This window comes from Mesorhizobium shonense (assembly GCF_040545255.1).
GTDB lineage: Bacteria > Pseudomonadota > Alphaproteobacteria > Rhizobiales > Rhizobiaceae > Mesorhizobium > Mesorhizobium shonense.
This window is the reverse complement of the sequence record NZ_JBEPLM010000034.1, coordinates 1-14,800: the sequence shown is the minus strand read 5'-3', so window position 1 is coordinate 14,800 and position 14,800 is coordinate 1. Positions and strand designations below refer to the sequence as shown.

Here is a 14,800-nt window from a genome sequence, read left to right as displayed (position 1 = left end):
AGATCATCGTCATGTCCCTCGATCCCGCATTGCGCGAGAAGATCCTGGCCTCCGTCGAGGCCGGTTTCGCCGAGCAGATCGCCTTTACCCAGGAGCTGATCCGCTTTGCCTCGGTGCGCGGCGCCGAACATGCGTGCCAGGATTTCGTCTTCCGCGCGCTGCGCGAGCGCGGCTTCGTCATGGATCGCTTCGCGATGGATCGTGAGGCGATCGCCGCCCATCCCGGCGGCAGTACTTGGTCGGAACAGCACTCCGATGCGCCGATGGTCGTCGGCATCCATCATCCGCGGGAGGAGAAAGGCAGGTCGCTGATCCTCCAGGCCCATGTCGACGTCGTGCCGCCCGGGCCCGCGGACATGTGGACCAACAAGGCCTTCGACCCGGTCGTCGAGGGCGACTGGCTCTACGGCCGCGGTGGCGCCGACATGAAGGCTGGCCATGCCGCCAATCTCTTCTGCCTGGACGCGTTGCGACGCATCGGCCTTCAGCCGGCTGCGACGGTCTACGTCCAGTCGGTGGTGGAGGAGGAGTCCACCGGCAACGGCGCCCTCATGACGCACCTGCGCGGCTACAAGGCCGATGCCGTGCTCATTCCCGAGCCTGAGGAAGAGATGCTGGTGCGCGCCAATGTCGGCGTCCTCTGGTTCCAGGTCGAGGTCCGCGGTCTGCCGGTGCACGTCCGCGAGATGGGCAACGGCGCCAACGCCATCGACGCGGCCTATCGCGTCATCGGTGAGCTGCGGAAACTCGAGCAGGAGTGGAACGCCGCCAAGACCGGTCGCGAGCACTTCGCCGACGTCGAGCACCCCATCAACCTGAATATCGGCAAGATCGAAGGCGGCGATTGGGCGTCCTCGGTGCCGTGCTGGTGCCGGATCGATTGCCGCATCGGTCTCTATCCGGGCGTGAATGCCGCCGAAGCGGCCAAGGAGATCAGCGACCGCGTGTCGGCCTTCGCTCGTGCCGACTCGTTCATGAGCAACAACCCGCCGAGCGTCACGTTCAACGGCTTCCACGCCGAGGGCTATATCCAGGCCCCCGGGACGGAGGCGGAAGCCGTTCTTGCGGGCGCTCATGAAGGTTCGACCGGCAAGCCGCTGAAGAGCTTCATGACGCCGGGATATCTTGATACCCGCGTCTACGCGCTCTACGACAAGATTCCGTCCCTCTGCTACGGGCCGATCTCCGAGAACATCCACGGTTTCGATGAGCGCGTCAGCATCGCCTCGCTGAAGCGCATCACCGGCACCATGGCGCTCTTCGTTGCCGAATGGTGCGGCGTCGAGCAGATCGAGCCCTGACCCCGATGCCGTGACGGTCGAGCGGAAGGCGAAGCAGATGGCGCTCTCGGATGGCATGAGCCGAGCGGAGGTCGATCGCATCGAGGCGAAGGACCTCGCTTTGGGCATCGGCCCGTTGCGCCCCCGCAATGCGGCGACGCTGATCCTGCTCGACGGCCACGGCAGTACGGCTCGGGTCCTGCTTGGACGCCGTCATCGCGGCCATGCCTTCATGCCGGGTAAAGTTCGTCTTTCCCGGTGGCCTCACCGATCTCGGTGACGGGAGGGTCGCCGTCGCCGCTCCGCTCCATCCGCAGGAGGAGAGCCGCATCGCCGGAAGAGGCTACCGAGCGACCTCGGCCCTTGCCCGGGCCGTCGCCCTATCGGCGGTACGGGAAGCCTATGAGGAAGCCGGAATACTGCTCGGGCGGGCCGAGTGTTCCAGACCGCGGTCGCAGCCTGGCAGGACTTCGCGTCGCGTGGGGTGAAGCCCGCTCTCGACCGGCTTCGGTTCGTGGGGCGCGCAATTACGCTTCCGGGCCGCCTGCGCCGCTTCGACACGCGCTTCCTTGCCGCCTTTCGTCAGGATGTGGCCGTCGAACTGCCCGGCGGCGGGCCGCGCGGCGAACTCGAAGAGCTCGTCTGGCTGCCGATCGATAAGGCGAAGAGGGCCGACGTACCGGCGATTACCCTGACCATGCTCGACGAACTGCAACGACGCCTCGCCGACGATCCTGAACTCAAGCCGGGCGGGCCCGCGCCCGTCTACCGCATGCATCGCAACCGCTTCGCCCGCCACCTGGCCTGAACGACCCGGCGCCGGATCCAATTCGGAAACGAGGAAACCTCGAAATGTCGACCACGAGCACGAACGCCTCCATTCTTGCCCGCCGTCAGGCCGCCGTGCCCCGCAGCGTCGGCCATGCAACCCCCATCTCGGCCGCCGCGCCGAGAATTCAGTGATCTGGGATGTCGAAGGCAAGCGCTACGTCGATTTCGCCGGCGGCATCGCGGTCCTCAACACAGGGCCACCGCCATCCGAAGATCGTCGCCGCGGCCTCGAGCGGAGGGGGCGTAACAGCTACACGAAGAATCAGGGCCCGCCTTGAGATCAGGGTCCGCGAAGCAGGCTCTGAGCGTCCCAAGGTGCTCGTCAAGAGTTGTATTGGATAGATCGTCCAGCCGCATTGCTTGGACATGCGCCACCCAGTCTTGCAAGTCCCGTCCGATAATCCAAAAAGCCTTTTCAGGTAGAAGATCAGAGCAGTCTGGACGGAAGTGTGGATCGGTTGGTGATTTTCCGGGTGGCGTGGCCGTGATCCTGACGTACTCTGTGAAATCGTCTCCCATCGTTATGTGAAGACCGGATTTGCGCGCCAGTTTGTACGCTGCACAGATGAACTTTGAAACGTCCAACGTCGTCACGTTGCCCTGCATGCCGGTATATTCTTGCAACTAAGCGGCGTGGTTCCTACACCAGTCGAACGCAGACTGATACTACGGCATTTGATAGTTGGCGTGACTTCCACAGCGCATAATCCGTATCACCCCAAGCAACCAAGTCCGTCTAGCAGGCGTCACCGACAGCAGCACGCTCGAGTGAGCGGAAGGAGATCATCGACAGTTGCTTTTTCGAACTACGGCTCTGACGCCGTGGTGAATCGGAGTCGAATGTTGTTTGTTCGCGGCGAGCCGGCCTTGTGGGACGCCCCACGCGGGATGCACGGAATTATCGACATGACCCATGAAGCCAAATGTCGAAACACCAGTAAGTTGCATCTCCTGGAAGCAAGCTAAACACGAACTTAACTCAAGTTAACATTACACGCTGCATGGATGCGTTAGAGTTTCGGCAATACGGACTACCAAGGATGGCGCGCAAAGCCGTAGCCTTATAGCCAGTAGCTTTGTGCGCCAGTGACAATGTCCGGTGCAATGGCTGCGGAGCAGAGACTATGGAACGCCCGCCGATAACTGTTGTCTCCCGACTTCGAGGGCTGGCAACCAGGGTGTCCGACCGGCCCTCTTTGCTCCCGCCGATGCATTTCGCCAGAGCAGGAAGAGAGGCATTTGGGGTGGCGTTTGGCAGGTTTCTCGAACAGACCGATGCCATTGCTCAATCCGAGCTGTTGTTCGACCTGTTATCTGCGTTTGCCCTGAATTTTGATTGCCCTTGGACCGCCTACAGGTCTCATACGCCCAACCAAAAAACTCATAAGCCGCCCCGACGCATCCCGGTAATAATTCAGAACTATCCTCATGAATGGCAGGAACGCTATTTCGAAATGGGGTATGACATAATAGACCCCATCGTCAAAACGAGTCGACAGCGGACCAGCGCCCTACGATGGAGCGATGTGTATGACGACGCAAACACAAACGAGGACGAACGGCGCATTCTCGATGAGGCTGCGTCCTTCGGCTTAAGGTCAGGCATCAGCGTTCCATTGCACGGCCCCCACGGCAGCTTTGCGATGATGAGCTTTGCTCAACCCACGAACCATGGATTCGAAGATAGAGCAATCACATACTTAGAACTTTCCGCTCTGCATTTCCATCGGAGGGTCACGCACCTTGCTAATTTGAGTGATATCGAACAATCATCTACTTTTTCCGTCCGAGAAAAAGAATGTATATTGTGGACTGCGAGAGGCAAGTCCTCGTGGGAAATAGGAAAAATTCTGGGTATATCGGTAAACACTGTCAATTTTCATATAAAAAAGGTAATGCGAAAGTTGGACACTGGCAGCAGAACGGTCGCTGCTATAAAGGCCGTAAACTTTGGAATTATCGAATTGTAAGAAGCCGTCGTTCGCGATATCGGGTGGAAGGCGCAGGTTCGACTGTGCACCCGATATCGTCGGCTGAGCGCGCGCGGCAAGAACGCCAACGTCGTCAATGTCGCCATCGCACGCGAGATGGTGGGCTTCATCTGGTCGATTGCCTGCAGGGTTCAATCCGCGCCAAAGGCGGCGTGACCAGTATTTGAAAGACAGCCAGCAGAGGAGATCGCAAAGCTCAAACATCAGCCTGGGTGCGATATGCCGCGCTGGAGGCGGGACAATACCGGGGAGCCCTCGAGGAGCCCTCGTCTCCACTATGAGCCTCGACGCTCGCCATTTAGCCCGAGGCAGCCCCAAACGAAACAAGGTCATGCGGCCCGACCCGCGGATGAGAGATTGTTGACCGACGTTCAAGTCCCGCCTCTTGCACCTCATATCCGCCGTACAAATACCTCGACCGCCGATCGGGTTCGGCGGGCCAATTTCTACGCCAAGGGCCGTTGTCAGCAGTCATGAGAGTGGATTGAATCTAACACTTGGTGCCCACGTTTGACGGCGGCGATGATTTTGTCCGGGTCGGCGGTCCATGAAGCGTTCATGTGGGCCATCGCACGAGCGCATGAGCAGCAGGCAGGACCTTGATCCCTCGGTCGCGACGAATTAATAATCGCGCCTATCGGCGGGATGTGGCATTGAATGGGGAATTTCCGGCACCGCTTTGTGGCCGGCAATGCCGACGCCCGTTGTAAGAGAGGACCAGCCCCGGACGACGAATACATGGACATGCGGTAACCTACCCGCGCATCAGAGCTTATTCACCCGCGTCCCAGGCCACGTCCCCACCGATAGGCACTCCGTCAATGAGAACCGACCGAGGAAATCGGTGTAGGGTGGATTACTGCACTTTGCAAAAGGACATCAGAGCAGACGACGCTTCCCTCGTCTGCTCCTAGCGATGGCATCATGTTGCCAGGAAGTTCTGCGAATCAAGGCGTTTTCGCGAAATTCGCGGCAGCAGTAGCCTCGACTAGACTAGCCACACGAGAATTCGGCAACGCCTCAGACCTGCACTCTCTTATCTGGGTCGTCCGTGATTGATCTGCTATGATTGAGGCCTCAATAATCGCCGGAAACTGCGTCATATTTATTGCAGTTCATTGTGTAAAATGAAACAGCCAAATCAATGTTGGCCAGCGCACGGCAACAAACCGCCACCGCTGCAGGATCGCCTCAATGAAGTCTCTATGGCACCGCAGGGTCCCAACATTAGCGACCGTTATCGATTGCCTCTTGCGGGTCCATTCCATAATCGACGAATTTGAAAAGACATGTGCATGTCCCAGTGGCTGGACGGCACCGCCCATCACGCCGAATGAGACCGATACATTTCCATCCTGAACCGCCATGGCAGGGATGATCGTGTGCATCGACCGCTTGCCAGGGCCGATGGCGTTTGGATGGCCGGCCACCACGCGAAAAGAGGCGACGGTTCCGTCCGAGTTCTCAACCGGATGACAGAACTCGGCCGTCCTGAATTCAAGCGCGTTGCATGAACCACGCCGCAGGTAGGGGTTATATCGCCCAAAGTCCGATCCGTGCAACATTGCCGCGGGCCAACTCGACTTAACAGTCAGCTGCGCCCGCAACGAACCAGCCCGTTGAAAGCGTAGCTCAGCAGATACCAGGTGGCGAGGAACGCCACACATTCCAAGGCGAAACTACCGAGCTTATAGAATACCTCAGCGATGACGAACGCGATCATGAAGGGAACCAACTCGCGCCTCGCCATGCCGTTTATTCCGATCGCTTGGGTCAATGAAAACATATTCGTGCTCCTTTTTTGTTATCAATGAACAATCGGCCCGCCTTCATGGTCTGGGCGGGGTGTCCCCAGGCCGGCGTCGGGGCGAGAGCCAGACCTCAGCGGCTCATAGGGGGAGGAGTCTTGATCGTAGGCGGCACGGCCAGCATCAATCTCGACCCTAGAAGAAAGAGAATCAGCGGCGCTGCGCGTCGAGGCAGCCACCGGCGAGCAATTATCATCACTCCAACGGCAAGCGCCACCGCGATGTAGAGCATCTCGGTCGTGCCATCGCCCCCATCCGGCGCCACGCCGAAAATCTGCTCGATAAAATCCATCTTTGTCTCCTCCGAATGAATTCCTAATTAGCACTGTCTATCTGCCTCCGTTGCCACACGCGCACGCCAGGCATCGTTGCAAGATGTTCGGCCCCGCGGCGCCGTTCGGCGATCACCACTGCATCTTCCAATGTCATGGACCAAAGCTTCATCGGCCTATTGCAGCGTGCCCGGTCGCAGACCATCAGCCGCCCGTGGCGCATCGCATTTGTGGATTAGCTTGATGTCAGTGCTTGAGGACACGCGACAGGAATGTCCGGGTGCGGTCACTAATCGGTTTGTCGAAGATCTGCGCGGGCGGCCCCTCCTCCACAATGGCGCCCTTATCCATATAGATGACGCGGTCTGCCACTTCGCGGGCGAAAGCCATCTCATGCGTGACAATCATCATCGTCATGCCCTCGGTACGGAGTTCGCGCATTACGTCCAGTACCTCGCCGACCAATTCCGGATCGAGCGCCGATGTGGGTTCATCGAACAACATAACGTGCGGTTCCATCGCCAGCGAACGGGCAATGGCTACGCGCTGCTGTTGGCCGCCCGACAACTTGCCGGGATATTTTTGCGCCTGGTCTCGCAGCCCGACACGTTCGAGCAGACGCATTGCGATAGCCTGCGCCTCCTCGCGCGACTTGCCGCGGACGCGCCTCGGGGCAAGAGCTATGTTCTCCATCACCGTCTTATGGGGAAATAAATTGAACTGCTGGAAGACCATTCCTACGCCGCGTCTGATCTGATGGAGCGCCTTCTCGCCGCTCCCGAATTCCAGGTCCCTGACCGTTGGCATTGAAAAGCCGTCAACCACTAAGGAACCGCTTTCATGGGTCTCAAGCCCATTGACGCAGCGTATCAATGTCGACTTTCCCGAGCCGCTGGCGCCGATAAGTACCACCACCTCACCGGCCGTCACCGACAACGTCACGTCGCGTAATGCCTGGAACGCCCCATAAAATTTGTTCACATTGCCGAACGCCACCATCACAGGCCCGGGATCATCGGATCGAACCAACATCAACGCGTACTCCTCTGCATTCGGGCCTCTATTCGGCGCGATCCAAAAGTAATCGCTGATCCAATTACAAAATATACCGCGAACATGAACAAATATACCTCATTTGTTTGACTGCTGGCAGTTGGGTCTGCCAATATCAATTGTCCGGCGCGCAAGAAGTCCATCAGTCCGATAATGAAGACGAGCGTCGCGCCGTTGAAAACGTCGAGGACGTTACCAACCAACGCCGGCTGGACCACCCGGAGCGCCTGCGGCAAGATTATCTCAGTCGAAATCGTCCAGTCCGACATACCCAGCGAGCGCGCCGCCTCCCGCTGACCGCGCGGCACCGCTTGAAAGCCACTGCGAACATACTCGGCCACGTAGGCGGCATTAAAGACAGTATACCCGATCATGCCGCGCGCGAGCGAAGATATGGAAACTTCCGGCACGAACAGCGGCACGGTGATCCAAATCCAGTAGACAACGAGAATGAGTGGTACCGACCGCATCACCTCGATATAGCCAGTACAACAGGCTCGCAGACTGGGATTTCTGCTAGAGCGGCCGAACGCAAGGAGAATTCCGAGCGGCAGAGACGCTGTTGAAACGACGACCGTGAGCATAATGCTGAGCAGAAGCCCACCCCAGCGGTCAAGCCCGGGCGGAACGAGTACAAAAACTCCCGCCACGCAGGCAATCAACCAACTAGCCACACCGAAACGACGGGCCCAAGGCAGTAGCACAGCGCCGACCGCTGTGCACAGAATGGCAAACGCAACCCAGGCACGCCATGTTTGGTCCGCCGGGAATTGCCCCATCAGAAACAGCCGAAGGCTTTCGTAAATTCTCTGCCAGTATGCGTCCCAGATCACCCATCGCAGGAAGACCGTTAAAAGCCAGCCAAGCGCCGCGACGATGAGGATCGAAACAATGGAGTCAATAAGGTTCGCAAAAAGGTTGCGGCGGGCCCAGCTATGCAGTGTCGCAATCATCACGCTGTCTCCAGGGCTATCCATCTATTTACAAAATTTGTCAACCCGCTGATTAGCCAACTGAGAAGCAGGTAAACCCCCATGACGACAATGAAGATCTCGAAATCGCGGCCAGTCTGGCTGGCCACAGTTCCGCTAACGCTAAACAAGTCCGGAAAGCCGATCGCAATACCGATCGACGTATCCTTTGTGAGGCTGATATAGCGGTTGGTAAGAGAAGGTATGATAATTCGGAATACTTGTGGGAGCACGATGTCTCTCATCGTATCGCGCCGCGACAAACCCAGTGCCGCCGCCGCTTCCCACTGCCCTTTAGGCAAACCTTCGATTGCGCCACGAACGATCTCAGAGATGTACCCGGCGCTGTTTACGATGATGGTGATCAGGATGGCAGACATCTCTGGGGTGAAGTGCAATCCACCGGTCGCACCGAAACGTCCAAGCACAGGCCAATCAAGATTAATGCCGAAACCTGACGCGTAACTCGCACCAATAACACACAGTCCGACGCCCAATAGTGCTATACGCCACCGCGCGGGAAAGCGTCGCAGGCACGCTGCTGACAGGAAAGCGATTGCGACAGCGACGAAAAGAGCTGATGCCGGCCCCGCACTGTCGGATAGATGTGGTAGAGGCAAGAAGACCCCTGATTGCCCCACGACGAACCACTTACTGACTTTTGTGGCGCTCCCGTACGAAGGCAACTGCAGCAACACTGCAAAGTACCAGAACATCAACTGGATCAGTATCGGGGTGTTCCGGATGAACTCGCCAATCGCGAAGGCTAGATTCCGAAGTAGCCAATTGGTCGACAAACGCAAAACACCTAAGCCAACTCCAACCAGTGTGGAGAACGTGATCGCCAAAAGCGCCACTTTGAGCGTGTTGAAGAGGCCGGCTTCGAGCATAGCCAGATTTGACGACGAAGCATCGACACTTTCGAAAATTGGCGCCCACCCCGTCCAGACGGGCGCCAAACCCTCGCTAATGCCGAACCGTGAAGGCGCAGACAAATACGCGAAGCTGAAGTCAATACCCCGGCTTGCTAGGTTCTGGTGAATTGCTAACGCAACCAGTATTACCAACCCAATAACGGCCGCTACTACGGCGCCATGTGTCAGTTTGTACCGGACCCGAGCAACGTGTTGCTTAACTGGCGGCGTCACGAGCGATGCCCGCTCCAGTTTTGTATTTGCTTCTATCATGACTTGGTCCGATGTATTGCAAAGTGATTGATCGAGCCGAACTCGGCTTAGTCCCAAGGAGGCGAGTACAGAAGGCCGCCGTTAACCCAGGACGCATTGGGGGTGCCGGTTCGGTCAATATAATAGGGCGTCTTCGGCCCTAGGTTGCGGTCATACATCTCGCCGTAGTTGCCGACGGCCTTGATCATATCGGCCATGAAACTATTGGACACATGGAAGCCCTCGCCAATTCCGCCCTCCGCGCCGAGAAACTTCCGGATGACCGGATCGGGTGATTTTTTCATTTCCTCCAGGTTGGCGGTGGTAATGCCCCATTCCTCAGCCTGAAACAGCCCGAAGACAGTCCATCTCAGCAGATTGCGCCATTTCGAGTCATTCGCGGCGACGAAGCCGGCAAATGGCGATTTGCCGGTTCCTTCCCTGAGGATTTTGTAGTCTTCGGGCTTGGGGGAGCTGCCGCGCCAACCCGCCAGCGCAGTTTTGTCCGTTGCCATCGCGTTGCACCGGCCGCTGCCCAAAGCCGCAAACACCTTATCGGCGGAGTCGAACGTCAAAACCTTGATATCCGTTATGTTCTGAGACTTGAATAGGTTTGCAAGGGCAACCTCGGTACCGGTTCCCTGGATCGTGCAAATCGTTCCACCAGCAAGATCCCTAACCGACTCAACGCCGGTTGACGCCTTTACCATAAATCCGCCGGCGTCGTAAAAATTGATCGGCAGAAAATCGACTGCGATCGCCGATTCACGAACAGGGTAGACAGTTGTAGAGAAAAAACCAACGTCTGCTTGACCGGTTGTCACAGTGGGGAAACGGCTCTTGCCTGTAACGATCACGAAATGAACTTTGTCCGGATCCCCCAGAACCGCAGCTGCGGTCGCTCGGCATAGATCAACATCCAATCCTTCCATCTTTGATGTCTTGGGATTGAGATAGCTGAACCCCGGGATCGCATCGCCGGTCGCGCAGTTGAGCACACCGCGCTGCTTCACGTCATCGAGCACCGAGGCCCGGGCAGCTGGTGCCGCCGCAAGACCAAAAGCAAGCGCAGTGCAGAAATAACCTATAGCCGATCTTAGATGCATGGCTTTGTATTCCCCTGTTTTTTTTAACATATCTTGCCTTGAGGAGGCCCCAAGGAAGCTTCAGGAAAGCATGCCCTTGTTTGAGTGTACAGAAATTTTAGCGGCCGGCAGATAGGCACTGTCGATGTCTGCAATAGCATTCACTTATTTGTCTTTTCCGCCTATGCGATGGCACGTTCTAACCGCGGAGGGGGCCTTACATGAACCTTCTTAAGGTTGTTCCTCGGGCCGGCGCGACGTAAGTAGCGGCGAAGGGAAGAACAGTTCCAGCCACGCCCGCCGTGATCGACATTCCCGACCGACAGAGGGTCTGGAACGGGAGGAAAACCTGCCCTTAGGAATCAAATTGGGGGCCAGCCGCACTAATGGGCACCGGCTCCTGTCCCTATGGGGGCGTCCGTCTCCGCGATCATATTAGCGAGCCTATCAGCCGGTCTGACCGGTGCGACCTGACCTCACCACCCTGAAAGAGATAGCCTATGACAATTTGCCCCGAAGCTCGTGTCTCCCTCGACCGTTTCTGGTCGACAATCGAAGCTTCCGCCAACATCGGCAAAGGCCGTCCGAATGGCCTATCGCGTCTGACGCTAACGGACTCGGATCGCGAGATGCGCGATCTATTCTGTGGCTGGTGCCAGGACGCAGGCTTGAGCGTCGATTTCGATGAACTCGGCTCAATCTTCGCAAGGCGTGACGGTACCAACAACGAACTGCCGCCGGTTCTGATCGGCAGCCATCTCGACACCCAAATCAATGGCGGACGCTTCGACGGGATTGCCGGAGTGCTTGCCGGGTTAGAGCTTGTGCGCGCTCTTAATGATCTTGGCTATGTCACCAAAAGACCCATTATTGTCGTCGACTGGACCAACGAGGAGGGCGCAAGATTTTCTCCGCCAATGGTGGCCTCGGGCTGTTTTGTCGGGCAGTACGAACGCGACTGGGTCTATGACCTGATTGCCGATGACGGCCCGCGTTTCGGCGATGAGCTCGAGCGAATTGGCTACAAGGGCGACAAGCCTTGCAAAGCGGGGGCGATTGACGCTTACTTCGAACTGCACATCGAGCAAGGACCGATCCTCGACGCGGAGGGGCGCGAGGTAGGGGTCGTCACTGGCGCTTACCCCAGTCACGGCATGCGTGTCCGCTTCGAAGGCGAAACCGCCCACACAGGTCCGACGCCGATGGACTTGCGTCACAATGCCCTGATCGCTGGGGCGCGGTTTCTGACCGCCGTCGACGACATTGGCTGGGAATTCGCGATAAACGACGGCAAAGCCACTGGGTCACGCCTCGCCGCCTGGCCAAACAAGCCGGGTATTCTTTCTGACACGGCTCAATGCGTGGCGGATGTACGACACCCCGATCCTGTAACCGCGAGGGTCATGGCTGAAAAGATGCGTCGTGCCGCCAAGGCTAGCGCCGCCATGGCCGGCTGTGTCGCGATGATTGAGGACGAATGGAGCTGGGGAGGCGACATATTTGACGAGGAGCTTATCAACATCGTCCGTGATGAGGCGCTCCGTCAGGGCTATAATTGGCGCGATATACGCTCTCAGGCGGGCCATGACGCCTATCACATGGCGATGCATTGCCCCACCGCCATGATTTTTACACCCTGCAAGGGTGGGATCACCCACAACAACAATGAATCGTGCGAGCCAGGAAATTTCCTCGCAAGCCTCAATATGCTTCTGCACGCCGTCGTTAAAAGGGCGGATCGTTGATGCAGCTTTTCGACCACGCAGACATCGACGCCCGACTCTGGGCGGGGCTGATCGAGGAATTTCGAGCGAATTTCGCTGCCGCCAGGGCAGTTGCGCCAGCGCGCCAGGTGCTTGAGATCGACCTGCCAAATGGAAAAGGCGTCCCTTCTGATTATGCCTGCCTGAGAGGGTGGTAGAGCCATCGGGGTCAAGGTTGTAACCTTTTTCCCCGGCAATGCAGCTCGCGGGAAGTCGACTATCAGCGCCGGCATGCTGGTGTTCGATCGAGCTGACGGCCAATTTACGGCAGCGCTAGACGGTGATGCGCTCACCGCGCGACGCACCGCGGCGGCTTCCGCTTGGCGGCGGATTATCTAGCCCGGAAAGACGTCCAAAGTCGGAACCGGCCAGTTAGCGCTCTCGGTCGCCCAAGCCCACGCGAGTGTACGCGCTTACACTCGCGTCCTGATTTGGTTTGGGGACGAAGCGGAGAAAAAGCTCGGTCCCTGGCGGCTGCGCTCGTTGGGCGGGGCCTTCCAGCGGAACCCTGTGAGGATATTGAATCCGGGTTTCGTTTGGCGGATGAGGTAAGTTCGGTCACCGCCCCGACAAAGCCGATAGTCCGTGGCGGGTGGCTGCGCGAGAGATCGCATCTCGATCTCATAGGCGCGTTCAAACCCGAGATGCGCGAAAGCGATACGGCTGCGATTACTGGGGCGCGGGTCTTAGTCGACGGGCGCGCGGGGGCTATTCTGGCGGGGGACCTGGCGCAACCGATAGCCGAGGGTGCATTCTTCGTAGAAGATATCGTGGCAGATCTGACCGAGCTTGCGCAGGGCCACCCGGGTCGCCGAAACGAGGACAACCGCACCGTCTTCAAATCCGCCGGCCTATCGCAAGAAGACCTCGCCGCCGCGATGAAGGTCGTACGACGTTGATGTGAGCTCGACGATGCACCGCTGAAGTGCCATGCTTTCAGGTCATATTGGGATAAAGGCCCAGAAGCTCATCAATAAGGTCGACAAACTTCTGTTCCGGGGGTGTCAGTGAACTCAAATTGGAAGAGACGAGGTAGACATCCGCGCCGAGGGGCTGATCCAATAGTCGCAACGGCCACAGTCGTCCTTGGGCCACGTCATCGTCGGCGATGAGAACGGGCAAAAGGCCTATGCCCAAACCCGATATCAACATTCGGCGCACTTCGTCGAGCTCATGGCTCCATCCGCTGACTCGACGTCCGAGACCAAGGCCTTCTCGCAAAAAGATCATTGGCTCGAATCCGCTAGCAGCATCATTAGGGGAATCAAGGGCGATGAATGGTTCTTGTTGAAGTCTGTGCACGTTTACTTCCTGAACCCCAAATAGAGGGTGTTCGGCACCGCAAAATACGCCAAAATCCTCGCGATATAAGTGGCGGCACCGCAGCGTCGGCATTTCCCTTATCAAAAGGCAGATGCCGATGCCAGCCTTCTGCATCGAGATCTGCCGCACAATGTCGAGCGAGGTCCTGATGTCGATATGCCATGTGACTGATGGGTATCGCTGATGGTAGAGGCGAAGTGCTTCGTCCACGAGTGGGAATTGCACTCGGGTAACCATGCTGAGTTTCAGCTCTCCGAATTCGTCATCGCTCTTATCTTGAGAGAGGACGCCGATTCGGTCGACGCACCGGAACATCTCGGAACATTCCTGATAGATCTTTTCACCGCGCAAGGTCAGCGCAAAATGACGAGGATCGCGGAAGACGAGCTTGCAGCCTAATTGCTCTTCAAGCTTTTGCAGCGCAAGGCTCACGGATGGCTGGCTCATTTGAAGATGTTTTGCGGCGCCGGTGATGCTCCTCTCTTCAGCGATGATGCAAAAAGTGCGCAGAAGGTTCCAGTTCAGCTCACTGATGGTTTGGGCCGTCGCCATCCAGTGTCCTCCTTAAGCGGCATCCAACTCCGTTGGCTGAGCAATTTGGAATCAAGCTTCACCTCTATCGCACATAACAAAAATAGATCAGCCGGACTATCTCAACTCGACGAAATTAAGGCAATCCTAAGCGCGCCGACTCAGTCTTGATTACGGTGATCTCAAGCACTGAGGCGCCGACCGAGTTGACCGTAGGTTGCGTCTTTTCCGATTGCCCGGCGAGAACGTCAGGGCACGCCTTTCGGCTCACGGGCTGCGGCCTTGGAGCGGCCGGCCGATGACGACGGCGTTGAAACCCGACAGATCTTCGCCCTGCACACAGCGCACCAGCAGCATGGCGCCGGCCGGCGTCCAGGAGATGAGGCCGGTGGCCAAATCGCCGGTTGCCAGCTTGCCGGCATTGACGACATGCAGACCGTCGACGTCCTTGTCCGGCCGGATCGACTGGATGATCGCTTCGGCATTCAAATGTTTCGGCAGCGGCAGTTGCACCAGGATGCCGTGAATGGACGCATCCTCGTTCAGCGCGGCCATCAACTTTGCCATTTCGTCCTGGGTCGTCTTGACCGGCAGCGTGTGCTCGATGGAGGTAAGCCGCATTTCTTAGCCATGCGGCCCTTGGCGCCGACATAGGCCTTCACCGCATCAATTACCGAAGCAGCCGCCTCTTGCCATCGCTTCACCCCATCCGCGCTGAGTTGGCGC

At 57.9% G+C, this 14,800-nt stretch carries 14 protein-coding genes and 4 pseudogenes; 9 read left to right on the top strand and 9 right to left on the bottom strand.

Annotated features, from left to right (window positions below; genetic code table 11):
* The first annotated feature begins 11 nt into the window (after positions 1-11).
* The 5 genes and pseudogenes from ABID26_RS36275 to ABID26_RS36255 form a co-directional block, all read left to right on the top strand.
* Positions 12-1,301 carry an ArgE/DapE family deacylase gene (locus ABID26_RS36275; RefSeq protein ID WP_354418305.1) on the top strand — a complete coding sequence of 430 codons (1,290 nt, stop codon included), beginning with the start codon at positions 12-14 and terminating at the stop codon, positions 1,299-1,301.
* 37 nt (positions 1,302-1,338) lie between these two features.
* Positions 1,339-2,088 (top strand): annotated as a pseudogene (locus tag ABID26_RS36270) (NUDIX hydrolase).
* A gap of 44 nt (positions 2,089-2,132) precedes the next feature.
* Positions 2,133-2,336: pseudogene (locus ABID26_RS36265) on the top strand (aminotransferase class III-fold pyridoxal phosphate-dependent enzyme); the annotation flags it as partial.
* Between the two features lie 899 nt (positions 2,337-3,235).
* Positions 3,236-4,081: a LuxR family transcriptional regulator gene (locus tag ABID26_RS36260; RefSeq protein ID WP_354418304.1), complete on the top strand. Its 846-nt coding sequence runs from the start codon at positions 3,236-3,238 to the stop codon at positions 4,079-4,081.
* A 9-nt stretch (positions 4,082-4,090) separates the two neighbouring features.
* A pseudogene (locus ABID26_RS36255) lies at positions 4,091-4,258 on the top strand (IS110 family transposase); the annotation flags it as partial.
* 959 nt (positions 4,259-5,217) lie between these two features.
* Here ABID26_RS36255 and ABID26_RS36250 read toward each other — a convergent pair.
* The 7 genes from ABID26_RS36250 to ABID26_RS36220 form a co-directional block, all read right to left on the bottom strand.
* Entirely contained in the window at positions 5,218-5,667 is a 450-nt protein-coding gene (locus tag ABID26_RS36250; protein WP_354418302.1) for a gamma-glutamyltransferase, read from the bottom strand.
* 26 nt (positions 5,668-5,693) lie between these two features.
* Positions 5,694-5,888 (bottom strand): hypothetical protein, encoded by a 195-nt coding sequence (locus ABID26_RS36245; RefSeq protein WP_354418300.1) that lies wholly within the window; start codon positions 5,886-5,888, stop codon positions 5,694-5,696.
* A 95-nt stretch (positions 5,889-5,983) separates the two neighbouring features.
* A complete protein-coding gene (locus ABID26_RS36240; RefSeq protein ID WP_354418299.1) occupies positions 5,984-6,202 on the bottom strand; it encodes a hypothetical protein in 219 nt (72 codons plus the stop codon).
* Between the two features lie 226 nt (positions 6,203-6,428).
* Positions 6,429-7,214, bottom strand: coding sequence for an amino acid ABC transporter ATP-binding protein (locus ABID26_RS36235; RefSeq protein WP_354418297.1), 786 nt, complete (start codon positions 7,212-7,214; stop codon positions 6,429-6,431).
* Complete coding sequence (locus tag ABID26_RS36230) at positions 7,214-8,188, bottom strand: amino acid ABC transporter permease (protein WP_354418296.1); 975 nt, start codon at positions 8,186-8,188, stop codon at positions 7,214-7,216. Before ABID26_RS36230 ends, ABID26_RS36235 begins: the two co-directional genes overlap by 1 nt.
* The gene (locus ABID26_RS36225) at positions 8,188-9,393 is read right to left on the bottom strand and encodes an ABC transporter permease subunit (protein ID WP_354418295.1); all 1,206 of its coding nucleotides are present in this window, start codon (positions 9,391-9,393) and stop codon (positions 8,188-8,190) included. The genes ABID26_RS36230 and ABID26_RS36225 overlap by 1 nt, the downstream gene beginning before the upstream one ends.
* Positions 9,394-9,440: 47 nt before the next feature.
* Complete coding sequence (locus ABID26_RS36220; RefSeq protein ID WP_354418293.1) at positions 9,441-10,508, bottom strand: transporter substrate-binding domain-containing protein; 1,068 nt, start codon at positions 10,506-10,508, stop codon at positions 9,441-9,443.
* A 449-nt stretch (positions 10,509-10,957) separates the two neighbouring features.
* Between ABID26_RS36220 and ABID26_RS36215 the strand changes: the two genes are divergently transcribed.
* From ABID26_RS36215 to ABID26_RS36200, 4 genes are read left to right on the top strand one after another with little or no spacing between them, the layout of a single operon-like run.
* Positions 10,958-12,202, top strand: coding sequence for a Zn-dependent hydrolase (locus ABID26_RS36215; protein WP_354418291.1), 1,245 nt, complete (start codon positions 10,958-10,960; stop codon positions 12,200-12,202).
* Complete coding sequence (locus ABID26_RS36210; RefSeq protein ID WP_354418289.1) at positions 12,202-12,378, top strand: hypothetical protein; 177 nt, start codon at positions 12,202-12,204, stop codon at positions 12,376-12,378. The genes ABID26_RS36215 and ABID26_RS36210 overlap by 1 nt, the downstream gene beginning before the upstream one ends.
* 4 nt (positions 12,379-12,382) lie before the next feature.
* On the top strand, positions 12,383-12,559 hold the full coding sequence (locus tag ABID26_RS36205; protein WP_354418323.1) for a hypothetical protein: 177 nt from the start codon (positions 12,383-12,385) through the stop codon (positions 12,557-12,559).
* Positions 12,541-13,119, top strand: a complete 579-nt coding sequence (locus ABID26_RS36200) for a hypothetical protein (protein ID WP_354418287.1) — start codon at positions 12,541-12,543, stop codon at positions 13,117-13,119. Before ABID26_RS36205 ends, ABID26_RS36200 begins: the two co-directional genes overlap by 19 nt.
* 37 nt (positions 13,120-13,156) lie before the next feature.
* On the opposite strand, the gene ABID26_RS36195 is transcribed toward ABID26_RS36200, so the two are convergent.
* A complete protein-coding gene (locus ABID26_RS36195) occupies positions 13,157-14,095 on the bottom strand; it encodes a LysR family transcriptional regulator (protein ID WP_354418285.1) in 939 nt (312 codons plus the stop codon).
* Positions 14,096-14,365: 270 nt separating this feature from the next.
* Positions 14,366-14,778: pseudogene (locus tag ABID26_RS36190) on the bottom strand (tetrahydrofolate dehydrogenase/cyclohydrolase catalytic domain-containing protein); the annotation flags it as partial.
* Positions 14,779-14,800 lie beyond the last annotated feature (22 nt).

Bases quoted from the DNA above. Each gene is read 5' to 3' on its own strand.
- ABID26_RS36275 (WP_354418305.1), top strand. From the start codon at position 12: ATGTCCCTCGATCCCGCATTGCGCGAGAAGATCCTGGCCTCCGTCGAG.
- ABID26_RS36260 (WP_354418304.1), top strand. From the start codon at position 3,236: ATGGAACGCCCGCCGATAACTGTTGTCTCCCGACTTCGAGGGCTGGCA.
- ABID26_RS36250 (WP_354418302.1), bottom strand. From the start codon at position 5,667: ATGTTGCACGGATCGGACTTTGGGCGATATAACCCCTACCTGCGGCGT.
- ABID26_RS36245 (WP_354418300.1), bottom strand. From the start codon at position 5,888: ATGTTTTCATTGACCCAAGCGATCGGAATAAACGGCATGGCGAGGCGC.
- ABID26_RS36240 (WP_354418299.1), bottom strand. From the start codon at position 6,202: ATGGATTTTATCGAGCAGATTTTCGGCGTGGCGCCGGATGGGGGCGAT.
- ABID26_RS36235 (WP_354418297.1), bottom strand. From the start codon at position 7,214: ATGTTGGTTCGATCCGATGATCCCGGGCCTGTGATGGTGGCGTTCGGC.
- ABID26_RS36230 (WP_354418296.1), bottom strand. From the start codon at position 8,188: ATGATTGCGACACTGCATAGCTGGGCCCGCCGCAACCTTTTTGCGAAC.
- ABID26_RS36225 (WP_354418295.1), bottom strand. From the start codon at position 9,393: ATGATAGAAGCAAATACAAAACTGGAGCGGGCATCGCTCGTGACGCCG.
- ABID26_RS36220 (WP_354418293.1), bottom strand. From the start codon at position 10,508: ATGTTAAAAAAAACAGGGGAATACAAAGCCATGCATCTAAGATCGGCT.
- ABID26_RS36215 (WP_354418291.1), top strand. From the start codon at position 10,958: ATGACAATTTGCCCCGAAGCTCGTGTCTCCCTCGACCGTTTCTGGTCG.
- ABID26_RS36210 (WP_354418289.1), top strand. From the start codon at position 12,202: ATGCAGCTTTTCGACCACGCAGACATCGACGCCCGACTCTGGGCGGGG.
- ABID26_RS36195 (WP_354418285.1), bottom strand. From the start codon at position 14,095: ATGGCGACGGCCCAAACCATCAGTGAGCTGAACTGGAACCTTCTGCGC.